Annotated in this window: 22 protein-coding genes and 1 riboswitch; of the genes, 21 read left to right on the top strand and 1 reads right to left on the bottom strand. The window is 46.5% G+C overall.

Annotated elements, in window-relative coordinates; genetic code table 11:
• Positions 1-46 precede the first annotated feature (46 nt).
• The 3 genes from glmU (at position 47) to thiT (ending at position 3,418) form a co-directional block, all read left to right on the top strand.
• A complete protein-coding gene (gene glmU / locus A5878_RS16665) occupies positions 47-1,420 on the top strand; it encodes a bifunctional UDP-N-acetylglucosamine diphosphorylase/glucosamine-1-phosphate N-acetyltransferase GlmU (protein ID WP_086295788.1) in 1,374 nt (457 codons plus the stop codon).
• 115 nt (positions 1,421-1,535) lie between these two features.
• Complete coding sequence (locus A5878_RS16660) at positions 1,536-2,510, top strand: ribose-phosphate diphosphokinase (RefSeq protein WP_005230276.1); 975 nt, start codon at positions 1,536-1,538, stop codon at positions 2,508-2,510.
• 181 nt (positions 2,511-2,691) lie between these two features.
• Positions 2,692-2,793, top strand: a riboswitch (TPP riboswitch).
• A 52-nt stretch (positions 2,794-2,845) separates the two neighbouring features.
• Positions 2,846-3,418 (top strand): energy-coupled thiamine transporter ThiT, encoded by a 573-nt coding sequence (gene thiT, locus A5878_RS16655; RefSeq protein ID WP_015510621.1) that lies wholly within the window; start codon positions 2,846-2,848, stop codon positions 3,416-3,418.
• A 55-nt stretch (positions 3,419-3,473) separates the two neighbouring features.
• Here thiT and A5878_RS16650 read toward each other — a convergent pair whose 3' ends face one another.
• Positions 3,474-4,262: a hypothetical protein gene (locus A5878_RS16650; protein ID WP_005230281.1), complete on the bottom strand. Its 789-nt coding sequence runs from the start codon at positions 4,260-4,262 to the stop codon at positions 3,474-3,476.
• Positions 4,263-4,493: 231 nt separating this feature from the next.
• Between A5878_RS16650 and A5878_RS16645 the strand changes: the two genes are divergently transcribed.
• The 18 genes from A5878_RS16645 (at position 4,494) to gor (ending at position 24,555) form a co-directional block, all read left to right on the top strand.
• Positions 4,494-5,210 carry a class A sortase gene (locus A5878_RS16645; protein WP_086295786.1) on the top strand — a complete coding sequence of 239 codons (717 nt, stop codon included), beginning with the start codon at positions 4,494-4,496 and terminating at the stop codon, positions 5,208-5,210.
• Between the two features lie 75 nt (positions 5,211-5,285).
• Positions 5,286-6,950, top strand: coding sequence for a patatin-like phospholipase family protein (locus A5878_RS16640; RefSeq protein WP_086295785.1), 1,665 nt, complete (start codon positions 5,286-5,288; stop codon positions 6,948-6,950).
• Positions 6,943-7,158: a YdbC family protein gene (locus A5878_RS16635; RefSeq protein WP_005230288.1), complete on the top strand. Its 216-nt coding sequence runs from the start codon at positions 6,943-6,945 to the stop codon at positions 7,156-7,158. The genes A5878_RS16640 and A5878_RS16635 overlap by 8 nt, the downstream gene beginning before the upstream one ends.
• A gap of 27 nt (positions 7,159-7,185) precedes the next feature.
• Positions 7,186-8,070 carry a YicC/YloC family endoribonuclease gene (locus A5878_RS16630; RefSeq protein ID WP_086295784.1) on the top strand — a complete coding sequence of 295 codons (885 nt, stop codon included), beginning with the start codon at positions 7,186-7,188 and terminating at the stop codon, positions 8,068-8,070.
• A gap of 13 nt (positions 8,071-8,083) precedes the next feature.
• Positions 8,084-8,365, top strand: coding sequence for a hypothetical protein (locus tag A5878_RS16625; RefSeq protein WP_005230307.1), 282 nt, complete (start codon positions 8,084-8,086; stop codon positions 8,363-8,365).
• A 124-nt stretch (positions 8,366-8,489) separates the two neighbouring features.
• Positions 8,490-9,104, top strand: a complete 615-nt coding sequence (gene gmk / locus A5878_RS16620; protein WP_005230308.1) for a guanylate kinase — start codon at positions 8,490-8,492, stop codon at positions 9,102-9,104.
• Between the two features lie 5 nt (positions 9,105-9,109).
• Positions 9,110-9,415, top strand: a complete 306-nt coding sequence (gene rpoZ, locus A5878_RS16615; RefSeq protein WP_005232977.1) for a DNA-directed RNA polymerase subunit omega — start codon at positions 9,110-9,112, stop codon at positions 9,413-9,415.
• Between the two features lie 128 nt (positions 9,416-9,543).
• Positions 9,544-11,946: a primosomal protein N' gene (priA, locus tag A5878_RS16610; RefSeq protein WP_086295783.1), complete on the top strand. Its 2,403-nt coding sequence runs from the start codon at positions 9,544-9,546 to the stop codon at positions 11,944-11,946.
• A gap of 10 nt (positions 11,947-11,956) precedes the next feature.
• Positions 11,957-12,448 carry a peptide deformylase gene (gene def / locus A5878_RS16605; RefSeq protein ID WP_005230314.1) on the top strand — a complete coding sequence of 164 codons (492 nt, stop codon included), beginning with the start codon at positions 11,957-11,959 and terminating at the stop codon, positions 12,446-12,448.
• A complete protein-coding gene (gene fmt / locus A5878_RS16600; RefSeq protein WP_074536311.1) occupies positions 12,441-13,394 on the top strand; it encodes a methionyl-tRNA formyltransferase in 954 nt (317 codons plus the stop codon). Before def ends, fmt begins: the two co-directional genes overlap by 8 nt.
• Positions 13,384-14,742, top strand: a complete 1,359-nt coding sequence (gene rsmB, locus A5878_RS16595; protein WP_086295782.1) for a 16S rRNA (cytosine(967)-C(5))-methyltransferase RsmB — start codon at positions 13,384-13,386, stop codon at positions 14,740-14,742. Before fmt ends, rsmB begins: the two co-directional genes overlap by 11 nt.
• Positions 14,743-14,756: 14 nt before the next feature.
• Positions 14,757-15,497 (top strand): Stp1/IreP family PP2C-type Ser/Thr phosphatase, encoded by a 741-nt coding sequence (locus A5878_RS16590; protein WP_074536310.1) that lies wholly within the window; start codon positions 14,757-14,759, stop codon positions 15,495-15,497.
• On the top strand, positions 15,494-17,491 hold the full coding sequence (gene pknB / locus A5878_RS16585; RefSeq protein WP_086295781.1) for a Stk1 family PASTA domain-containing Ser/Thr kinase: 1,998 nt from the start codon (positions 15,494-15,496) through the stop codon (positions 17,489-17,491). Before A5878_RS16590 ends, pknB begins: the two co-directional genes overlap by 4 nt.
• Positions 17,492-17,716: 225 nt before the next feature.
• Positions 17,717-18,184 carry a CtsR family transcriptional regulator gene (locus A5878_RS16580; protein WP_005230319.1) on the top strand — a complete coding sequence of 156 codons (468 nt, stop codon included), beginning with the start codon at positions 17,717-17,719 and terminating at the stop codon, positions 18,182-18,184.
• Between the two features lie 5 nt (positions 18,185-18,189).
• Positions 18,190-20,670, top strand: a complete 2,481-nt coding sequence (locus A5878_RS16575) for an ATP-dependent Clp protease ATP-binding subunit (protein ID WP_010748867.1) — start codon at positions 18,190-18,192, stop codon at positions 20,668-20,670.
• Positions 20,671-20,939: 269 nt separating this feature from the next.
• Complete coding sequence (locus tag A5878_RS16570) at positions 20,940-21,860, top strand: peptidase U32 family protein (protein ID WP_086291456.1); 921 nt, start codon at positions 20,940-20,942, stop codon at positions 21,858-21,860.
• A gap of 13 nt (positions 21,861-21,873) precedes the next feature.
• On the top strand, positions 21,874-23,115 hold the full coding sequence (locus tag A5878_RS16565; protein WP_086295780.1) for a U32 family peptidase: 1,242 nt from the start codon (positions 21,874-21,876) through the stop codon (positions 23,113-23,115).
• 93 nt (positions 23,116-23,208) lie between these two features.
• Positions 23,209-24,555, top strand: coding sequence for a glutathione-disulfide reductase (gene gor, locus A5878_RS16560; RefSeq protein ID WP_086295779.1), 1,347 nt, complete (start codon positions 23,209-23,211; stop codon positions 24,553-24,555).
• The last annotated feature ends 72 nt before the right edge of the window (positions 24,556-24,627 follow it).

The raw sequence follows: 24,627 nt of genomic DNA, 5'->3' as shown, positions 1-24,627 counted from the left end.
GAAATTCAATGAACAAAAATCGTTCAGATTGATAGGAGTGGAATACGTGGACGCACGTTTTGCAATAATTTTAGCGGCTGGAAAAGGCACGCGCATGAAATCGAAGTTATATAAAGTGTTACATCCTGTTTGTGGCAAACCAATGGTGGAGCACATCATGAATCGAGTGGTGGAAACAAATCCTGAAGAGATCGTGACGATCGTCGGTCACGGGGCAGAAATGGTCAAAGAGCAACTGGGGGATCGCACCAACTATGCCTTACAAGCCGAACAATTGGGTACTGGCCATGCTGTCGTTCAAGCTGAATCATTTTTAAAAGGCAAAAAAGGGACGACCTTAGTGATCAGTGGGGATACACCGTTATTGACGACGGAAACCTTGAATAACTTGTTCGATTACCACCAAGGGAAAAATGCGTCGGCGACGATCTTAACGGCGCAAGCGGCAGACCCAACAGGCTATGGCCGAATCGTGCGGGATCGTGTCGGTATCGTGGAGAAAATCGTTGAGCAAAAAGATGCGTCGATCGAAGAAGCGCTGATCCAAGAAATCAATACAGGGACGTATTGCTTCGATAATGAATTGTTATTTGACGCCTTGGCAAAATTAGATACGGACAATGCCCAAGGGGAGTACTACTTGACTGATATCATCGAGATCTTAAAGGAAGACGGCAAAATCATCGCTGCTTATCAAACCGAAGATTTTCATGAATCATTAGGAGTCAATGACCGCATCGCCTTAGCCGAAGCCAATCGCTTGATGCGTCAGCGGATCAATCGTCAGCACATGCAAAATGGCGTGACCTTGATCGATCCGGCAACGACTTATATCGACGAAGGTGTTGTGATCGGCTCAGATACCCTGATCGAAGCCGGTGTCACCATCAAAGGGAAGACGACGATCGGAGAAGACTGTGTCATTACGGCAGCTTCTGAAATAGAAGACAGCAAGATCGGCAACCAAGTGACGATCAAGGCATCGACGATCGAGGAGAGCATCATTCATGATGGCGCCGATGTCGGTCCCAATGCCCATCTTCGTCCCAATGCGGAAATTTTGGCCCATGCCCATATCGGGAACTTTGTGGAGGTCAAAAATGCGACGATTGGTGAAGGCACCAAAGTCGGACACTTGTCTTATGTTGGCGATGCGACCTTAGGCAAAAACATCAATGTCGGTTGCGGCGTAGTCTTTGTTAATTATGACGGCAAGAGCAAATTCAAAACGACTGTCGGCGACAATTGCTTTATCGGCTCTGGCTCCAATCTAGTTGCGCCATTGACCATCGAAGAGGAAACGATGATCGCTGCTGGCTCAACGATCACCAAAGATATTCCTAAACACAGTATGGCGATTGCCCGCGCCCGTCAGGAAAATAAAGCGGATTACGCGAAAAAGTTGCCTTATCTAAATTAGAAATAGCGAAATGACTTGATTTCTTAAGGAAAAATGACTACTATTTATTAGGAAGAAGATTCTAGTAAAAGGAGTCATTTTTTTCTAGATGAACGCAAAGAAAGTGGAGGTTCTCATGTCAAATCATTATTTTGATCCAAGATTGAAGATTTTTTCTCTGAACTCAAATCGTCCTTTGGCGGAAAAAATCGCAGCTGCAGTAGGTGTTGAATTAGGTAAGTGTTCAGTCAAACAATTTAGCGATGGTGAAATCCAAGTGAATATTGAAGAAAGTATTCGTGGTGCCCACGTCTACGTGATTCAATCAACCAGCAGCCCTGTAAACGATAACTTAATGGAATTGCTGATCATGATCGATGCTTTGAAGCGCGCCAGTGCGAAGACGATCAATGTAGTAATGCCTTATTATGGTTATGCAAGACAAGACCGCAAAGCGCGATCAAGAGAACCAATCACCGCAAAACTTGTAGCAAACATGATCGAAAAAGCCGGTGCGAACCGCATGGTTACACTGGATTTGCATGCCTCACAGATTCAAGGGTTCTTTGATATCCCAGTTGACCACTTGATGGGTGCACCATTGATCGCCAACTACTTCTTGGAAAGAGGCATTCAAGGCGATGACGTCGTCGTCGTTTCACCAGACCACGGGGGCGTGACTCGTGCCCGTAAATTAGCTGAGTTTCTTAAGTCACCAATCGCGATCATCGACAAACGTCGTCCGAAAGCCAACGTAGCAGAAGTCATGAATATCATTGGTCATGTTGAAGGCAAAACTTGTGTCTTGATCGACGATATGATCGATACTGCTGGTACCATCACATTGGCTGCGAATGCGTTGAAACAAGCAGGTGCTAAAAGTGTTTACGCCTCATGTACCCACCCTGTCTTGTCAGGACCTGCCTTGGAACGGATCGAAGATTCTGCCATTGAGCATCTAGTTGTGACAGATTCGATTCACTTGCCAGAAGACCGCAAGTCGAAAAAAATCGATGAGATCAGTGTCGGTGCCTTGATGGGCGAAGCGATCAAACGAATCCATGAGAACAAACCAGTCAGTCCACTGTTTGAATCAAAATTATCAATTTAATCGTGTCTCATAAGCATGAGAACAACAGCCAATGGTCGGTCTTTAGCCCCTCATTGGCTGTTTTTTTCTGAGGAGTTTCAGGATGTTTTTAGAAAAAACGATCGCAGTCATGTTTCTTTTCACCAATTTATGGTATTCTTGAAAGTGACTTGCGAAATGCAAGCAAAAAATAAAATAGAATCTAATCACAAAGGGGAGTCTGCAAAGGCTGAGAATGAGAGTACTCTAAACCCTTCGTACCTGTTTCGATCATGCGAACGTAGGAATTGTGACGAGTTGAAGTGTCCAACACTTCTCCTTTGTGAATTGTGATGATTCTAAAGGAGGAGTTTTTTTTGAAACGAAAAATGTCGCTGCAAGTGTGGACGGAAGGAACGATGATCGCTGCGATCGGGGTCGTCTTGTCGTATATCCCGATCCAGACAGCCAATTCCAGTATCGACTTGTCTCTAGGTCTCGTGCCCTTGGTTTTGTATTCGTATCGCCGCGGAGTGCTGCCGGGAATGACGGCGGGATTTATGTGGGGCTTGCTGAATATTTTGATTGGTAGCGCCATGCGTAACTTTATCACCGTTCCACAGATCATTTTTGAATATCCCTTTGCCTTTGCTTTTGGCGGGATGGGCGGCTTGTTTGCTAATAAAATCCAGCAAGCGATCCGTCAAAACAGCAAAACCGTTACGTGGTATGTCGTCTTAGGGGGCATCGTGGCGGTGATCAGCCGTTGGTTTTGGCATTATTGGGCGGGGGTCTTTGTCTGGGGAATGTACGCACCGCCAGGACAAAGCCCGTATCTGTATTCCTTGATCTTTAATGGATCATCGGTCATTATCAATATCGTTTATGTAGGGGTCGTCCTAGGTCTCTTAGTCAAGGCAGCCCCGAAATTATTTGTCCCGAAAGCTTAGTTTTAGAAATGGAACCATCAAAAAATGTCTTGATGCTCTTCGAGAAAGAGAAGCATCAAGACATTTTTTTGTCGATAAAGCCAAACGCTAGATCTTCTTGGTCAATTTCCAACGACCAGCTTTTTTTGCTGGCTGAATAGCGCAAAACAGCGATTTGATCCAGCTCTTTTTGATTGACCAGCGTGTTTTTTAAGCCAGCATCTTCTGACAGATAGATCGGGATCGTATAGGTTCTGTCGATCAATTGTTCTTGTGTCAGACAAAAGACGATGCCTTCTTGCATGATTCCCCGCAATTCTTTCAGCAAATTAAAATCGAGCTTTTCCACCGGTGTTGCTTTTTTAAAAAAGGAGAGACGATCATTGATTTTTTCTAAGACGATGCGGGTGATCCGATCCGCCAAGATCCGATAATATTCATCTAAATAGCGATAATAAACGCGGGAACGTGCATCTTTTAAGTCAAAGAAAACAAAGTTATTTTGCAGTTTGTAAAAGAAAGGGGAGTGGAGGTGTGTCTTCATGTGGCCAAAATATAACAACTCGGAGATCTCTAAAGGCGTCAATTCTTTGACCATCTCGTAATCATTAAAATCGATCCACTTCATTTCTTCGGCAACACGACCTTTGTTGATCTGCTGAAAAAACAGTTGGACGTCTTCCATTCCGCGTATCACTTTTAAGCCCGTATGACCGTCGAATTCGCCGAAATCACTGGAAGGATCAAGCAAGAGCAAATTCTTGGGCTGATGGACGATGCTCTTGTTAAAATCTTGGGGGGCAAGCCCGCGGGTCAAGACGGCATTGCTGGTTGTATCAATATGTACGTAAATCGTGTTAGACATGCCGATCGATCCCTCCTATATACTAAGTTCATTCTACAACAAAGCGCTGAAAATTGCTTGTATCTTTTCGTTTAAAGTTATATTACAAAATAACAGAAAAAACAATTTTTAAGTTCCCTTTTTCGACAAAAAAAGGCAAATCTTGTCTTTTCGTAAAAAAACTGGCCAAAATTGGCGTCTTTATGAGGATTTTGGTATGATAAAAGAAGAAACTAATGGAGACGAAAACCTATGAGAAAAAAGAAACGCAGACTTTCGAATTGGCTGAGCAATCTCTTTTTGCTTTTGCTGTTATTGATTGGTTTAGCATTGATTTTTAATAATCAAATCAAAAATTATTTTATTAAACAAACAGGTGAAGCTTACGCAGTCGGCACCATTGATCGTATTGATGTGGAAAAAAATATGGAAGCGGAAGTGACCTTTGATTTTGATGCCGTGGAGCCGGCGAGTTCAGAAGCAGTCTTACGGGCGCAGCTGAGCAACAAAGCCTTGCCAGTGATCGGCGGCGTGGCGGTTCCTAGTGTGGGGATCAATCTGCCGATTTTTAAAGGCTTGGCCAACGAGGCCTTGCTGTATGGTGCTGGTACGTTAAGTCCCACCCAAAAAATGGGGGAAGGCAATTACGCATTAGCCAGCCATCGCGCCCAATCGCCAGAGCTTTTGTTTACGCCATTGGATGATGTCGCCATCGGGGCGGCTATCTATGTGACCGATCTGGAAAATATTTACACGTATACCGCGACTTCTTCTGTGCGGGTCGATCCGACCGATGTCTATTTGCTTGACGAAGTGGAAGGCCGTAAAATGATCACGCTGATCACCTGTGGGGAAATGGGCGGTGTCACCCGTCGTGTGATCCAAGGTGATCTGGAATCTGTAACGCCTGTCGACGAAGCAACGGATGAGATGCTGGCGGCATTCAACATGGCACAACGAACATTTTAATCAAAAGAATAGCTCGAGTGGTACGGCAGCTGGCGTGTCATTCGTCTATTCTTTTTTGCTTGAGGAGGCGTCTTGATGAAAGTGAAAAAACTGACTTCGATCGATTTTCTTGCACAAAGGGCAGGATTTCAAGAAAGCCGACTCGTCTTTTCCTTTTTTGAGTCGCATTCAAAAGCGCGACGAGCCTTTCTAGCCGATATAGCGCAGCAGGGCTGGCAGATCGACAGCCGTTACGGACGTTTTTACCTTGCTGGGCAGTTTGATTTTGACCAAAAGACACTGACTATCACCAATCTGCTGGTGGAAGCAGCCGCCGATTTTACTTGGAAACAACTGCTAGCCGTGACAGAAAGCTTTGCCCGCAGTCGTTTTGTGGCAGCTGTCTCGTGGCAACTTCCTCATCGAACCCCCTTGGCTGAGTGGTTTATCCAGCAAGGGTATCAGGTGGTCCCTCAAGGGTATCAAAAAGCGCTAGCTTATCAGACGGCGCTGGTTTTAGGCGGTGGCGGTGCTCACGGGGCGTATCAAATCGGTGTTTGGCAAGCGCTGCAAGAACGGGGCATCACCTTTGAATGGATCACGGGAACTTCCGTCGGTGCCTTGAATGGCGCCTTGATTTTAATGAACGATGTGGAAGCGGCCGTCGATTTATGGGCAAATATCTCTAACGAGCAAGTATTGCACTATCCGCTTGCTTCGGTACGTGCCCAAACATTGCGAGATTTGATGAATCAAGCCAATTCGCTGGTCCGCGAAGCGGTCAAAAGCAACGGTGCCAGTACCGAACCGTTGGCAAAGCTTTTGCAAAAGACCTTTGATCAAGAAAAATTCAGACAAACTGCTTGTCGTTTGCTGATCTGTACGACTCGTCTGCCCGATTTCAAGGAGACGGTTTATGCCTTTAATCCATCCGCAGTAGAGGAAAATCTGCATTGGTTATTGGCATCCGCCTCGTTTTATCCAGCGATGCAGGCGCAAAAAATTAACGACGTCTATTACATTGATGGCGGCTATCGCAACAACCTACCCATCGACATCGCTGTCCAGCAAGGGGCAACGGAATGTATCACCGTGGATGTCCAAGGACCTGGCATCAATAAAAGGACGGTTGTGACGGAAGAAACTGCGCAGCTTTCGTTGGGGTCTCCTTGGTCATTAGGCAGCTTTTTGGTTTTTGATGCCCAGCGTTCGCTGGATAATATGACCTTAGGCTATTTGGAAACCTTGAAAGTGTTCGGCAAATACCAAGGCCATTGGTATACCTTTGAAAAGGCGGTTGATTTTCAGCCGTTATGGCGGGGCTTTTTGAAAGAGCTACGCCAGACAGACCCGTTGCTTTATCAGGAACTAAAGAAAAAAGAATTTTGGAAAAAAATGCGTAAATTCTATCAACAGGATGTGCCATTTGAGCAGTGGGGGCGTATACTGATAGAGTGTACCGCGAAAGTATTGTATCTAGCGCCTACGGTGATTTATGAGCAGGAAACGATGCTAACGGCTTTAGCTGAAAAAATTGCGCTAAAGGCAGTGGAAGAAGCCGATGCCTGGTCGATCACCGAGTGGCTGAGCTATTATCGCGACCGTTTTTTTGTCTTGTCCGAGCAAAACCGTTTTTTCTTTTTTTATCGGACGCAGCAATTGAATCTGCCCGCCCTTCAGCAGATTCGCCGGCGTTACCCGCTGACTGCTTTAATGGCAGCGTATAGTCACTATCTTTTGAAAGGAGCAGAAAATGGATAAATTTTCGTATGAAATCGTTGAAGAGATCGCCGTGCTTTCGGAAAATCAAAGAGGCTGGCGCAAAGAATTGAATTTGGTGAGCTGGAATGGGCGTCCGCCAAAATTTGATCTGAGAGATTGGGGCCCAGAGCACGAGAAGATGGGCAAAGGCGTGACCTTATCCAATGAAGAATTCGCAGAACTTAAAAAAGCCCTGCTTTCCATGTAAGAAAGCAAAACGGTGAGGAGTGATCAAATGAAAAGTATGACTGGTTTTGGCAAAGGCAGTGCAGAAACGCCAGATGTGCAGATCGAAATTGAGATCAAAAGTGTCAATCAGCGCTTTTTGGACCTGCAGCTGCGAATGCCCAAACAATTGAATCCTCTAGAAGGTGCTTTACGGCAGTCGATCAAGCAGACCCTCCAGCGAGGACGAATCGAATTGTATGTGACTTTAAAAGAAAAAACCGCAAATACGAAACAGATCGAGATCCAATGGGACTTGCTGGAACGTTTCATGCAGGAGATCGATACCGAAGCCAAAGACCGTTTTGACCTAGCAGAGCTGCCAAAAGCAGCATTGCTGGAACAATTCCTGCTCCATGAGGCCTTTCTAACGATCTCTGATCAAGAGCCAGAAGAAAGCACCTTGGCCGATGGCGTGATGGAAGCATTAGATCAAGCGCTGGCAGCGATCGATCAAAGCCGCTGGGTGGAAGGGCAAGGTATTTTGCAGATCTTGCAAGAAAACCAGCGACAGCTGCAGGAAAAGCTGACAGAACTCAAACAATTCGTGGGCATCTATGAGGCGGACTACCAAGAACGCTTTGAAAAGAAACTGACTGCTTATTTAGGGGAAGAAGTCGATCGCGATCGTTTACTGACAGAGTTGGCGATTTTATTGGAACGCGGCGATATCCACGAAGAACTGGATCGTTTAAGTATCCATTTAACGACGATGACGGAGCTGCTGGCAGCTGAGACACCGATAGGTCGAGAGCTGGATTTCTTGATCCAAGAGATGAACCGAGAAGTCAATACGATTGGCTCAAAATCAAGTCCGATCCAAATCAAAAACAGTGTCGTCCAAATGAAGACGATCATTGAAAAAATCAGAGAACAAGTTCAAAACATCGAGTAGGAGGAATGAACCAATGAAATATTACGATATCACCTTTCACGAACTAAGCGGAAAAAATGTCATCAAGCGCAGTATTCCTTCTGACAAAGAGAATTTCTCTGCGTGGGAAGATGCTTGCGTAGCCATCGAGCCAGATTTTCTCCATCTATTAGTTGATGGCGTAGCTGTTTCTTTAAATCGTCGGTACATCGTACGTATCGATTGCCAAGAAGTGACGGATCCTACTGAAAAAGCGATCACCGCTAAAGACGAATTGGCAGGGGTCATCAATACCTTAAGCAACATGGGCTTTTAAGAAAGCGGCCGAAGTGTAGACTAGCAATTTCATGAAATTCCCATTATAATAAAGTAGTTCTTGAAAGTTGCTGAAAAAAAGTGCAAAATAGACGTTAAGCAAATGTCAGTGAAAGGACGTCATTATGTCAGAGCGAGGATTACTTATAGTTTTATCAGGACCTTCCGGAGTAGGGAAAGGGACCGTGCGCAAAGCAATTTTTGAGAGTGACGACAACGATTTTCAATATTCCGTTTCAATGACCACTCGTCAAAAACGCGAGGGGGAAGTGGAAGGGGTCGATTACTATTTCCGCACGCGTGAAGAATTTGAAGCCTTGATCGAAGCCGGTGAAATGCTGGAATACGCCGAATATGTCGGCAATTATTATGGCACCCCATTATCTTATGTCCAACAGACACTGGATCAAGGAAAAGATGTGTTTTTAGAGATCGAAGTGCAAGGGGCAAAACAAGTAAAAGACAAAGTTCCCGATGGTGTGTTTATTTTTCTGACGCCACCTGATCTGGCAGAATTACGCTCTCGTATTACAGGAAGAGGAACCGACTCTGCCGAAGTGATCGATGAACGGATGCGTGTCGCCCGTGAAGAAATCGAAATGATGGCTTTGTATGATTATGCCGTTGTCAATGATGAAGTACCTAAGGCAGTCCAACGAATTCGCGAAATTATTTCGAGTGAACATTTTCGCGTTGACCGAGTGATCGGAACCTATATCAAAATGTTAGAGGAGCTGTAAGAAATATGATGTTAAAACCTTCAATCGATTCTTTGTTGGATCGTGTCAATTCAAAATATTCATTAGTGATCTTAGCAAGCAAACGGGCGCATGAACTTGATGCCGGTGCGCAAGCAACACTAGAAAACTTTGATTCAGTGAAAAGCGTGGGTCAAGCACTTGAAGAAATCGAAGCGGAATTAGTCGTTAATGATCCGCATCCAGAAATCAAGCGTGCCCGCTTGAAAATGGAACAAGAAGAGCGCAAAGCGCAAAAAGACCAAGAACAAAAAGAATTAGAAGCGCGTATCCGCGACGAACAAAAGCTATAGACAAAAGCAAGCTAGAGCACGCCTGTGTTCTGGCTTTTTCTTTTGAATGATGATGGTTAAATTTTTGTAAGGGGTACAGACAAACCCCCACCCATTTAGTAAAATAGAACCTAAAAGGAGGAGAAGAAATGGCGTACATAGCAGAAGTGATCGTGGATGTTCCCACGATGCAGACCGATCAGCCTTTTACCTATCTGATCCCATCAGAATTACAAGCCGCCATTGAGACAGGGATGCGGGTCGAAGTGCCATTTGGCAAGGGCGACCGCCATATCCAAGGGTTCGTCGTCGGCCTTTCAGAAGTTGCCGAACCGCAGCAGACCTTAAAACCAATCGTTCGTTTGTTGGATTTGTCGCCTGTCGTCAATGAAGAACTTCTCCAATTAGCCGACTACATGAAGGAAACGACCTTTGCCTTTAAGATCACTTGCTTGCAGACGATGCTGCCTAGTGTGATGAAAGCCGAGTACCAAAAGCAGATCGTTTTGCTGGAAGGAAATCATCCCATCAAAGAATATTTTCCCGAAAACGGCATCCTCAGCTGGCAAGACGCCGAAAGTGCCGGGCTGTTGCCGCAGTTGAAGCCTTTGCGGGAAGCCGCAGTAGTTGAATTGCAGTATCTCGTGAAAAATAAAAACAAAGCGAAAATGACCCGTTACATTGAACGCAAGATCGAGCCAGTAGAAATCCCCGCCGTCCAGCAACAGCTGCGCAAAGGGGCCAAACGCAAGCTGGAAATCTTACAGATTTTGACAGAGGAAGCCCGCTTGCCGGTTTCCTTTTTTACCGAACAAGGGATTTCCACCGCGGCTTTGAACCAAGCGCAAGAAGCTGGTTGGCTGACCTTTACGGAAGTTGAAGCCTACCGTGATCCTTACAAAGACCGTCAATTTCAAAAAACGGTCCCGCTTGAATTAAATGAAGAACAGGCAGCTGCAGTAGCGCAAATCACTGCTTGTGCGGATAACCAAGAGGCACAGACTTTTTTACTGGAAGGGATCACCGGCAGTGGGAAAACAGAAGTCTATCTGCAAGCGATCGCCCAATTGCTGAAACAAGGCAAAACCGCGATCATGCTCGTGCCAGAGATCGCGTTGACTCCGCAAATGGTCGAACGCTTTAAAAGCCGTCTCGGCGACGCAGTGGCTGTTTTACACAGCGGCTTGTCCCAAGGTGAAAAATACGATGAATGGCGTAAGATCGAACGTGGGGAGGCGCAGGTGGTGGTTGGCGCCCGCTCGGCGATTTTTGCTCCGTTGAAAAACATCGGGGTCATCATCGTCGATGAGGAGCACGAAGCCTCCTACAAGCAAGATGAAGCCCCTCGTTACCATGCGAGAGATTTAGCGATTTGGCGCAGCCAGTACCATCACTGTCCAGTGGTGTTAGGCAGTGCGACGCCGTCATTGGAATCTCGTGCCCGGGCGCAAAAAGAAGTCTACCGCTTATTGAAATTGAATCAACGAGCAAAAACCAGTGCGCAATTACCGCAGATCGAAGTCGTGGATATGCGTACCGAATTTGCCAATAAAAAGTATCAAACCTTTTCTCGTCCGTTACAGGAAAAAATTACAGACCGCTTGGCCCGCAAAGAACAGATCGTCTTGCTGCTGAATCGGCGCGGCTACTCTTCCTTCGTGATGTGCCGCGATTGCGGGTATGTTTTGCCTTGCCCAAATTGCGACATCTCCTTGACGCTGCATATGGATACCAAAACGATGCGTTGTCATTATTGCGGACATGAAGAACACATCCCCCATCGTTGCCCCAATTGCAATGCAGACAAGATTCGTTATTACGGAACGGGTACGCAAAAAGTGGAAGAAGAGTTGAAGGAACTGTTTCCCGAAGCGCGGGTCTTACGGATGGATGTCGATACCACCCGCAAAAAAGGCGCCCATGAAAAAATCTTGACCTTGTTTGGGGAGAAAAAAGCGGATATTTTGTTAGGGACTCAAATGATCGCCAAAGGCTTGGATTTCCCTGATATCACACTGGTAGGGGTCTTGAATGCCGATACCGCCTTGAATTTGCCAGATTTTCGTTCAAGTGAACGGACGTTCCAGCTGTTGACTCAGGTCAGTGGTCGGGCAGGTCGGGCGGAAAAAACCGGCGAAGTGGTGATCCAAACATTCAACCCTGAGCACTACGCCATCCAATTGGCGCAGTCGCAAGATTACGAAGATTTCTATCAAAAAGAAATGTGGATGCGGCACCAAAGCGGCTATCCACCGTATTATTTCACCGTCAAAATCACCTGCAGTCATCCCGAAGAGCAAGTCGCAGCTCAGAAGATGTTTGCGATCGCGCGGAATCTGCAGCAGGAGCTGTCACCGCAAAGTATTTTGTTGGGTCCGGCACCCAGTGCGATTTTGCGGGTGAAAAACCGTTATTACTACCAATTGATCATTAAATACAAAAATGAACCGCAGCTACCTGCTTTGTTGACCCGTCTGTTGGATCAAAGTCAAATCGATCAGCGCAAAGGATTGTACGTGTCGATTGACCAAGAGCCGTTGAATTTTATTTAGAGGAGAAAATATGCGTTATCCTATTATTATCACCCCCGATGAACGTCTTCGTCGGCAAGCAAAACCCGTCAAAGTTATTACCGATGAGCTCGTTCAGCTACTAGACGACCTTTATGAAACGATGGTCGCCCACGACGGGATCGGTATTGCCGCACCGCAAGTCGGCAAAAACCTGCAAGTGGCGATCGTGGAAGTCGAAGAAGACGACCGCTTTGAAATGATCAACCCTGAGATCATCGCTTCTTCTGGTGAATCCCTTGATGTGGAAGGCTGCTTGAGTATTCCCCACACCTTTGGGACCGTCAAACGAGCAGACGAGATCACTGTCCGCTATTTCGACCGAGAAGGAGAGGAAATGGAAGTGGAAGCATTCGGCTACTTGGCGCGTGCGATGCAGCATGAGATCGATCATTTAAATGGCGTGCTGTTTGTCGACAAGCTCGTCGAACGCATTCCTGAAGAAGACTTAGAAAAGTATATGGAGGAACATGAAAATGACTAAAATCGTCTTTATGGGTACCCCGGCGTTTTCCGTCCCAATTTTAGAAGGCTTGCTTGAAGCTGGCTATGAAGTGGCAGCAGTCGTGACCCAGCCGGATCGTCCCGTCGGTCGCAAAAAAACCATCACTCCGACCCCCGTTAAAGAAGCGGCGATGAAGCATGGCTTGTTGGTTTTACAACCAGAAAAAATCAGTGGGTCGCCAGAAATGGAGCAGATTCAAGCTTTAGCACCTGACCTGCTGATCACGGCAGCTTTCGGCCAATTTTTACCTAGTGCGTTACTAGAAGTACCAAAGCATGGCGCTATCAACGTTCATGCGTCCCTACTGCCGAAATACCGTGGCGGAGCACCTGTGCATTATGCCATTATGGAAGGGGAGCAAGAAACGGGTGTAACCATCATGGAAATGATCAAAAAAATGGATGCTGGCGGTATTTTTGCTCAAGCTCATTTGCCGATCACGGCACAAGATGATGTGGGGACGATGTTTGATAAGTTGAGCCTATTAGGCAAAGACTTGCTGCTGGAAACTGTGCCGAAAATCTTGTCAGGAGAGCTGCAGCCTGTCCCGCAAGAAGAAGCAAAAGTCACCTTTTCACCAAATATCAGCCGTGAACAAGAAGCCATCGACTGGCAGAAAACGGCGGTGCAAATCGATGCCCAAGTCCGAGGCATGCGACCATGGCCGATCGCCTTTACGACACAAAATGGCAACCGCTGGAAACTTTGGCAAGTGACACCGCTGGAGCAAACGACGACAGCCCAACCAGGAACGATCATTGAACGGACGAAAAAAACGTTGCTGATCGCTTGTGGGGAAGGCACGGTATTGGCTATCGATGAATTGCAGCCAGCTGGAAAAGGCCGACAAGACATTGCCGCATTCTTAAACGGCAGTGGACAACAGATTCAAAAAGGGGATCAGGTAGGTACCTATGAAGCGTAATCTTGGAGACATACAATATACAGTGCGCTTTGTGGCACTAGAAGCGTTGTTGCGAATCGAAAAAGGCGGCGCTTATTCCAATCTACTGCTGCGGGAATTGATGAATCAAGGGCGCTTAAATGACAAAGACGGTCGCTTATTGACTGAATTGGTGTACGGCACCATCAGTCGTCAGCTTTTATTGGATTATTATTTGGACCGGTTTATTAAAAATGCCCGCAAAGTCGACCCGTGGGTCAAAACGCTGCTGCGGCTTTCCTTGTATCAGATGCTGTATCTCGATAAAGTACCCGCCCATGCCATCATTCATGAAGCCGTGGATATTGCGAAAGCCAAAGGCAATCCGGGGACTGGTAAGTTCGTCAATGGCGTGCTGCGCACGATCCAACGACAAGGAGTGCCAGACTTGGCATTGATCAAAGACCCAATGGAACGTTTAGCAACGGAAATCAGTTTGCCCCTGTGGCTAACGAAGAAACTAGTCAAACAAATTGGGATCGAAGAAACTAGCGAGCTGGGTTATGCCCTATTTGAACCCAATCATGCCAGTGGTCGTATCGATCTGCAGCGCATCTCGCAAGCAGCAGCGATCGAACGGCTACAAGAAGAAGGCATCGACGCACGACCAAGTGAGCTTTCCCCCTATGGGGTTGTGGCTGACAAAGGCTTTATGGCGGGCTCGTCCCTCTACAAAGAAGGTTTACTGACGATCCAAGATGAAAGTTCGATGCTGGTTGCCCCCGTTTTACAAGTAGCCCGAGACCATCAAGTACTGGATGCCTGCGCCGCACCAGGAGGCAAAACGACCCATATCGCTGCCTTCTTGTCTGCCGCAGAGGGCGGCAAAGTGACAGCACTGGATATCCATGCCCATAAGGTTAAGCTGATTCAGCAAAATGCCCAACGTTTAGGCATCGAAGCAGTTGTGGAGACCCGCGTGATGGATGCGCGGGAGACGGCTCAAACCTTTGCACCCGAACAATTTGATCGCATCTTAGTGGATGCCCCTTGTTCTGGATTAGGGTTGATGCGCCGTAAACCGGACATCAAATACAGCAAGACGGAAGCCGATTTCCAACGCTTGCCGCAGATTCAGCGAGAGATTTTGGAAAGTGCCGCCCCAACCCTGAAAAAATCGGGTATAATGGTCTACAGCACATGCACGATTCTAGCGGAAGAAAATCAACAAGTCGTGGCAGCGTTTCTCGCTGACCATCCTGAATTTGAGCAAATGCCTCTTGCGGTAGGACCGCTGGCAGCCGAAGCGGTTCAAGAGGATATGTTGACGATCTATCCGCAAGATTTTATGACAGATGGCTTTTTTATCAGTTGTCTACGCAAAAAGTAACGAGGTGAAAGAAATTGGAGATTCGTTTTCAAACAGATGTCGGCAAACGTCGCAACACAAACCAAGATTTTGCAGCAACCTATGTAAATAAAGCCAATGTGACATTGGCCTTGCTTGCCGATGGCATGGGGGGCCACCGGGCCGGAGATGTCGCTAGCCGTCAAGCAGTCAGTGAGATCGGCACCGCTTGGGAACAGACAGAGCTGACAGACAGTGAAAAAACTGCCCAATGGCTGATCCAAAAAATCCAAGCGGAAAGCCAAGTGATTTTCCAAAAAGGACAAGAACAAGAAGAACTTAGCGGCATGGGCACCACGATCATTGCTGTGGCCTTATTAGGCGACCAGTTTACGATCGCCAATGTCGGGGACAGCCGTGCCTATCTTTTACGCAATCAAGTGCTGACTCAAATCACAGAGGACCATTCACTGGTCAATGAATTGGTGAAGTCGGGACAAATCACGGCAGAAATGGCCTTGAATCATCCTCGCAAAAACGTTTTGACCCGCTCGATCGGTATGCCAAGCGAAGTCGAAGTCGATGTGGCGATCCACTTTATTGCAGACGGGGATTATTTGCTGCTGTGTTCAGATGGATTGACCAACATGGTCTCAGATGAAGAGATCACAGCAACGATCCAAGAAAACCCTGTGCTGGAAGAAGCAGTGCAATCATTGATCGATCAAGCCAACGAACGCGGTGGTGTCGACAATATCACGGTATTATTGATTAAAGTTGGAGGAGAGCGCCCATGATCGAAATTGGGAAGAAGATAAACGGCCGATACAAAATCATCGGCAATATCGGCAGCGGCGGAATGGCAAATGTGTTTTTGGCGCATGACTTGATCTTAGACCGTGAAGTGGCAATCAAAGTGCTTCGTTTTGACTTCCAAAACGACCAAAGTGCGATTCGGCGCTTTCAACGAGAAGCCTTGGCGGCGACTGAGCTGGTTCATCCAAACATCGTAACCGTTTATGATGTCGGCGAAGAAGACGGCATGCAGTTTTTGGTGATGGAATATGTCAAAGGGATGGATCTCAAGCGCTATATCCAAACGCACTATCCCGTACCTTATTTGCAGATCGTTGATATCATCCAACAAATTTTATCAGCGGTGGCATTGGCCCATCAGCACCGCATCATTCACCGGGACCTAAAGCCCCAGAATGTGCTGATCAATGAAGACGGCGTGGTGAAAATCACCGATTTTGGGATCGCGATCGCCTTATCAGAAACATCAATCACCCAAACCAACTCGATGCTAGGCTCGGTGCATTATCTTTCACCAGAACAAGCACGAGGCAGTATGGCGACCAACCAATCAGATATTTATGCGATTGGAATCATTCTCTATGAAATTTTAACGGGCAAAGTACCCTTTGATGGCGAATCAGCCGTAACGATCGCCTTGAAACATTTCCAAGATGAGATCCCTTCGATTCGGATCTATGACAAAAATGTTCCGCAATCGCTGGAAAACGTCGTATTGAAGGCGACCGCCAAAGAACCGGCGGATCGGTACAAAACTGCCGATGAAATGCGAGCGGACCTTGATACCGTGTTGTCTCCTGACCGACTCAATGAACCGAGATGGGAACCTCATGCCCTGATGGATGAAACGAGAGTGCTGACTCCTGTGGAAGCAGCCCAAGTCGAAACGCCGCCAGTAGAAGAACCCGTAGAAGATAAGGTTGCGGATCAAGCTGAAGAACCAGCGCAGCCGAAAAAGAAAAAACGCAAACGGTGGCTGCTGCTGCCCATCATTATGGTGATCGCACTGCTAGGCATAGGCAGTTACTTCCTATTCGGCGGTGGTCGGGGAGATGTGGCAATTCCTGAAGTCAGTGGTCAAACAGAAGCAGCTGCCCGTGCCGAGCTGGAAGCTGCTGGTTTGCAAGTGGCAGACGAGGTAGAAGAAATCGAAGACGATGAAGTCGAAGCAGGCAATGTCGTCAAGACCGATCCGCCAGAAGGCAATGAAGTCAAAAAGAATTCCGTCGTGACTCTTTATATCAGCAGCGGAACGAAGAAAATCACCCTTGATGACTATGAAGGTCGTTCCTTCGATGATGTCAAAAAAGAATTGATCGATTTAGGCTTTGATGAAGACAGAATCAAAGAAGAGTTAGAGTCGTCAGATGATGTCGACGAAGGGGATATTATCAGTCAATCACCAGCAGCAGGGCGGGAAGTTTCCCCAGCAGAAGACGAAATCACCTTTAAGGTCAGCTCCGGACCAGATAGCTTCGCAATGGACAACTATTATGGTATGACAGAGGCAGATGCACGAGCAGCATTAACTTCTCGCGGGGTAAGCCTTTCACAAATCAATGTCACTTACGAATCCAGTAGCCAACCGGAAGGTACGATCATTGGTCAAGCACCAGCGAGTGGCGAGTCCGTTGTGACTTCCAGAACCATCATTACATTAACTGTCAGCAGCGGGCAAGAAATGGTCAATGTACCAAGAATCGTTGGCAAAAGCCAAGCCGATGCAGAAGCAGATTTGAATGAAGCAGGATTGCAGTATACGATAGAACAAGAATCTGATTATAACGAATCTGTGCCTGCTGGAGAAGTAGTGCGCGTTACGCCGGGAGCAGGTACTTCTGTAGCAGTAGGAAGTTCTGTCACCGTGACGGTTTCCAGAGGTCCTCGACCACAGGATTCTTCTTCGTCAAGCAGCTCATCCTCCTCAAGCAGCAGCTCGTCAACGAGTGAAAGTAGTTCAGAAAGTACGCAATAAGACGAACGTTTATGTTAGAAGAACAAGCAGCCTTCGGGGACTAAAGAATTTTCTTTTTGTTCCCCGACGAGCTGCTTGTTTCTTTTTGTAGCTAAAAAAGCTGAAGCGAGGGATAAGCGTCTTTAAAATTTCCTTTAGACCTTCCTTTTGTGCAAGCGTACATCTTTCCAAGGATTCAAAAATTGGGTATAATGAAGGTCAGAATTAGTCAAGGGAGGGAATGAATTGAGCCATCACAACACTTCCGATTTGATTGAAGCATATTTGAAGAAAATTCTTGAAGACAGTGAAACCATTGAGATTCGTCGCGCAGAAATGGCAAATTTGTTCAACTGCGTGCCCTCACAAATAAATTACGTGATCAATACCCGCTTTACCGTTCAAAGAGGCTATGCGGTTGAAAGTAAACGCGGCGGGGGCGGCTATATTCGGATCGAGAAAGTCAAAATTACTGACAGCCACCACTATTTAAAAGAAATGAATCAATTATTCGATGAAACCATCTCGGAAAAAGATGCGTATGCAATAATCCAGAAACTTTATGAGGAAGGAATCCTGTCCAAGCGAGAAGGCAATTTATTGTTGACCGTCATCGCGAAAGCAGTTCTAGGACGTTCTCCTTATGAAAATAGAACACGAGCAGATTTGCTCCATGCAATTCTAGAACGATTAAGTTACGAAGACAGGAAGTGAAAGAGATGGATGAATTATTCACCCAACGCGCGAAAGCCGTTTTGGCTATCGCCCAAGAAGAAGCAAAATACTTTAAGCACCAAGCGGTAGGTTCTGAACATATTCTATTGGCACTGGTCATTGAACAAAACGGGATCGCTGGCAAAACGTTACGGGAAATGAATATCACAGAAAACGATATTCGTGAAGAAATCGAACATTTAACAGGGTACGGCACCGTTCGTCAATACCCAGAAAACGCCTATCTCGCGTATTCACCACGAGCAAAACATACATTTGCTTATGCAGGGGATGAAGCCAAGCGTTTAGGGGCACCACAGATCGGTACCGAACATCTATTATTAGGCTTATTAAGAGACGAAGACATTTTGGCTTCACGAATCATGCTGAATCTCGGCTTGAGTCTCGCGAAAATGCGTCAGCTTTTGAAGAAAAAAATGGGCTTCAATGAAAGCAAAACCAACGGAAGTGCTGGTCGTCGTCGTCCAGCCCAAGCCAAAGCGCAGCAAGGAACACCGACCTTGGATTCCTTAGCCCGTGATTTGACCAAATTAGCCCGTGAAAAACGGCTAGATCCTGTTGTCGGTCGTGCCAAAGAAGTCAAACGGCTGATCCAGATCCTTAGCCGTCGGACCAAAAACAACCCTGTTCTCGTTGGGGAACCTGGTGTTGGGAAAACCGCGATCGCCGAAGGCTTAGCCCAAAAAATCATCAATGGGGAAGTCCCAGAAGACATGCAAAACAAACGTTTGATGATGCTGGACATGGGGGCTTTAGTTGCTGGAACGAAATACCGTGGAGAATTTGAGGACCGAATGAAAAAAATCATCGATGAGATCTATCAAGACGGTCAAATCATCTTATTCATTGATGAATTGCATACACTGATTGGGGCCGGCGGAGCCGAAGGGGCGATTGATGCCTCGAATATTCTGAAACCAGCCTTAGCCCGTGGAGAATTGCAAACCATCGGTGCCACGACATTAGATGAGTATCAAAAATACATTGAAAAAGATTCTGCGTTAGAACGCCGTTTTGCCCGAGTGCAAGTCGACGAACCAACACCAGAAGAAGCGGAAGAAATTTTGCGGGGCTTGCGTCCTCGTTATGAAGAACATCATGGGGTAGAAATTTCTGATGATGCGTTACACGCCGCTGTGCAATTGTCCGTACGTTACATCAATTCGCGCCAATTACCAGATAAAGCCATCGATTTGATGGATGAATCAGCAGCCAAAGTGCGTCTAGACAAAACCGATGAAAGTTCGGAATTGGCAGATCTACAAAACGAGATCGCTAACTTGATCGAAGAAAAAGAAGCAGCCATTCGCCAGCAAGATTTTGAAGCAGCAGCTCGTCTGCGAATCAAGGAAAAGAAATTGACCCAACAACTGACGGAAGTGGCGTTTATGGAAGTCAAAGAAGCGTCAGGCTATGCCGATAGTGTTACTGCAGAAGATGTTGCCACGGTCGTTTCCCAATGGACTGGTGTACCTTTGCAACAGATGGAGAAAAAAGAAAGCGAACGCTTGTTGGATCTTGAAAAGATCTTGCATCAACGGGTAGTTGGCCAAGAAGAAGCGGTCAAAGCAGTCGCTCGTTCGATCCGTCGTGCCCGCAGTGGGTTGAAAGACCCCAACCGCCCAATTGGTTCCTTCATGTTCTTAGGCCCGACCGGTGTCGGGAAAACCGAGCTTGCCAAAGCCTTAGCAGAAGCGATGTTTGGTAGTGAAGATGCCTTGGTTCGTGTCGATATGTCCGAATTTATGGAAAAATACAGCACGAGCCGTTTGATCGGTTCACCGCCAGGCTATGTCGGCTATGACGAAGGTGGGCAATTGACGGAAAAAATCCGTTCAAAACCTTACTCCGTCATCTTATTGGACGAGGTGGAAAAAGCCCATCCCGATGTCTTCAATATCCTCTTGCAAGTGCTAGATGATGGACATTTGACGGATGCCAAAGGTCGGAAGGTCGATTTCCGCAACACGATTTTGATCATGACTTCTAATATCGGTGCCCAACAAATCCGCGAAGAAAAAAGCGTTGGATTCAATGTCACTGATTTAACGAAAGATCACCAAGCGATGCAAAAACGGATCTTAGAAGAGCTGAAAAAAGCCTTCCGTCCAGAATTCTTGAACCGTGTGGATGAAACAGTGGTCTTCCAATCCTTAGGTGAAGGGGAGATCCACGAAATCGTGAAGATTATGAGCAAAGCGATCATCAAACGGTTAAGCAACCAAGACATCCAATTGAAGATCACGCCATCTGCCATCGATGTGATCGGTAAAGCTGGTTTTGATCCAGAATATGGGGCACGGCCGATTCGTCGAGCATTGCAAAAAGAAGTCGAAGACCGTTTAAGTGAAGCACTCCTATCAGGACAAATTCATTTAGGTGACAAAGTGACGATTGGTGCTTCCAAAGGATCGATCACTCTCAATGTCAAAGAGGGACAAGCACGGGTCTTGCAACAAGTTTAAGTCGAGCCAATAACGGCAGCGGCGTTTCTATGGTCGAGTAATCGGCACCCATAGAAACGTCGCTTTTTTGTCTTGCTATGTCTAGTAGTGATCAAGTGATCTCTATTAATTATGATTGATGATTCACAAAAAAATATCCTTCTAAATAGCTTTATGACAACGGTTGATTAACGGAAAAAGCGCTATTCGTGAAAAAAAGAGTAACGAGACCTCTTGGAAAGAATCCTGCTGTGTGATACTATGAATGAGTTGAAAAAAGGAGGAGTATTATGGTTGAGATTATCGCCACGGTGGAATCGATCGAGCAAGCACAGCAGCTCATCCCTTATGTTGATACATTGTTTTTTGGAGAAGAGACATTCGGGCTGCGCCTACCGGCCTCTTTTTCTCGTGAAGAGCAAATCAGACTGATCGACATGGCCCACGAAGCTGGAAAGAAAGTGACGATCGCAGTCAATGGCATCATGCATCCAGAAAAAATGAAGCGGATTCCAGAATACCTAGCATTTCTGAAGACCAATCAAGCCGATCAAATCGCTCTCGGAGATCCTGGGATCATTTACCGCATGAAGCAAAATCCAGAATGTGCCTTGCCATTTATCTATGCAGGGGAAACCTTAGTAACGAGCGCTCGTCAAATCAATTTTTGGGGACAAAAAGGAGCAAAGGCAGCCGTTTTAGCGCGAGAAGTTCCTTTCGAGGAAATGAAAATCATGGCACCGCAACTAAATATTCCTGTGGAAGTATTGGTTTATGGTGCGACATGCATTCACCAATCGAAGCGTCCGCTTTTACAAAATTATTATAACTATACCCAACAATCGGAAGAAAAGAACCACGACCGTGGGTTGTTTTTATCTGAACCGAAAAAAGAAGAAACCCACTATTCCATTTATGAAGATAGCCACGGCACGCACATTTTTGCCAATAACGACATCAATCTGATGCTGCAGCTGGCGGAATTAGCCGCAACAGGCTTTCAAACCTGGAAGCTGGACGGAATCTATACACGAGGGGCTGCCTTTGTGGCAATTGCTAAGCTGTTTGCCCAAGCCAAGAGCCTTGTGGAAAGTGGGAAGTGGCAAGCAGAGCAAGCAACTGTGCTCAGTGAACAAGTTGCCCAACTTCATCCAGCAGAACGTGGGTTGGACACTGGATTTTATGCCATCGATCCTGACGATATCAAGTAAGGAGCAAGAACAAATGACCGTTAAACAAGCATTGAAACGACCAGAAGTGTTAGCACCAGCTGGTACGTTAGAAAAATTAAAAACAGCGATCCACTATGGCGCTGACGCTGTCTATATCGGCGGCAATGCCTATGGTCTACGGAGTCGCGCGGGAAACTTTACCTATGAAGAAATGGCGGAAGGGGTGGCTTTTGCCAAAGCCCACAACGCAAAAGTCTATGTAGCAGCCAACATGGTGACCCACGAGGGCAATCAAGAAGGTGCAGGGGAATTCTTTCGGGAATTGCGAGATGTCGGTATTTCGGCAGTGATCGTTTCTGATCCCGCTTTGATCCAGATCTGCGCAACAGAAGCGCCAGGTCTACCGATCCATTTGTCCACCCAAGCCAGTGCCACGAACTATGAAACATTGGAATTTTGGCGGGAAGAAGGCCTAGAACGGGTCGTTCTCGCCCGAGAAGTGTCGATGGAGGAAGTCGCTGAGATCCGCAAAAATACTAGCGTGGAGATCGAAGCCTTTATTCATGGTGCCATGTGTATTTCTTATTCTGGCCGTTGTACTTTGTCCAATCATATGTCGATGCGAGACGCCAATCGCGGCGGCTGTTCGCAATCTTGCCGCTGGAAATATGATCTGTTTGACATGCCCTTTGCAACGGAACGAAACAGTTTGACTAAAAATGGGACAGTGGAAGAAGAGTTTTCCATGAGTGCTGTGGATATGTCGATGATCGAACATATCCCTGATTTGATTGAAAACGGCGTGGATAGTTTCAAAATCGAAGGCCGCATGAAATCGATCCACTATGTTTCAACCGTGGCGAACGTTTATAAAGCAGCCGTGGACAGTTACATGGCCGATCCAGAGAACTATGTCTGCAAACAAGAATGGATCGATGAACTGTGGAAAGTTGCGCAGCGAGAGCTTGCCTCAGGCTTTTACTACGATACCCCAAGTGAAAATGAGCAGTTGTTTGGTCCGCGTCGGAAAATTCCGCAATACAAATTTATTGGGGAAGTCATGGCGTATGATCCGGCAACAAAAGTAGCTACGATTCGGCAACGGAACCACTTTTCCGTTGGCGATGAAATCGAATTTTACGGTCCCGGATTCCATCACTTTCACCAAACCGTCGAAGTCATGTATAATGAAGACGGTGAATCCATCGATCGTGCACCAAATCCTATGATGCTGTTGACGATGCCGGTCAAAGAACCGGTGGAAGTCGGAGACATGATTCGGAAGAAAAAATAAGGTCGAGAGTTTCTCTCGGCTTTTTTTGTTGAATCAATCCAGCCAAAAAGGATCGATGAGAACATAGACAATCTTAAGGAGGAAACAACAAATATGGAAACATACGACTACATAGTAATTGGTGGCGGCAGCGGCGGAATCGCCTCAGCCAATCGGGCAGGGATGCACGGCGCCAAAGTATTATTGATTGAAGGCAATGAATTAGGCGGCACCTGTGTCAATGTCGGTTGTGTACCGAAAAAAGTCATGTGGCAAGCTAGTGAGATGTTAGAAATGATTAAACGGGACGCAACTAGCTACGGCATTTATCCACATGTGGATAAATTTAATTTTACTGAGCTTGTGGATAACCGTGAAAAATACATTGATTTTTTACACACAGCCTATCAAAAAGGCTTAGACAGCAACAATGTAGAAGTTATCCACGGTTATGCACAGTTTGTGGATAACCACACGGTTACCGTCAATGGGGAAAACTACCATGCAGCAAACATTTTGATTGCCACCGGTGGAAAACCTAGCGCGATGAGTATTCCCGGCGGTGAGTACGCCATTGACTCGAATGGTTTTTTTGCGTTGCGAGAAGCACCAAAGCGTATGGTCGTCTTAGGGGCTGGCTACATCGCAGCCGAAATCAGCGGTGTCAGCCAACAGCTGGGCAGCCAAGTGGCTTGGGCGTACCGCAAAGAGCGGCCATTACGAACCTTTGACAAGATGCTTGCGGATAATCTCGTGGAGATGTACCAAGAATCAGGAATCGAAACTTATGCAGGCTACGTGGCCTCTCGTATCATTAAAGAAGGTGACGAGTATATCGTTCACTTTGAAAATGGCGAAACCTTGACCGGCGATTGCGTCCTTTTTGCTGGTGGTCGTGTGCCGAATACGGATAAGTTAGGTCTGGAAAACACCGATGTCCAATTGGATGAAAAAGGGTTTATCATTGTGGACAAATATCAAAATACCACAGCTGACTCGATTTTTGCGGTGGGGGATGTCATCGGAAAATTGGATTTGACCCCGGTTGCGATCGCCGCCGGTCGTCGCTTGTCTGAACGCTTGTTCAACGGTCAAAGCGATGCGTACTTGGATTATCACTTAGTACCGACGGTCATCTTTACTCATCCACCGATTGCCACGATTGGTTTATCCGAAGAAGCAGCCTTGGCAAAATACGGCCAAGAGCAGATAAAGGTGTATCGCTCGCGCTTTACACCGATGTTCTTTGCTTTAAATGAGTATCGCCAAAAATGTGAGATGAAATTGGTGTGCTTAGGAGAAGAAGAAAAAATCATCGGTCTGCACGGCATCGGGATCGGTGTCGATGAAATGCTGCAAGGCTTCGCTGTAGCCATCAAAATGGGTGCTACAAAAGCAGACTTTGATCAAACCGTTGCCATTCATCCGACGGGGTCAGAAGAATTTGTGACGATGCGTTAAAAGAAAAAAAACCTCAACTGACAGATGATTTGTCAGTTGAGGCTTTTTTTTGCGTATAAAATTCTAGCTATC

The organism is Enterococcus sp. 3G6_DIV0642, assembly GCF_002140635.1.
Lineage (GTDB): Bacteria > Bacillota > Bacilli > Lactobacillales > Enterococcaceae > Enterococcus_D > Enterococcus_D casseliflavus.
This window is presented reverse-complemented; position numbering and strand designations above follow the sequence as displayed.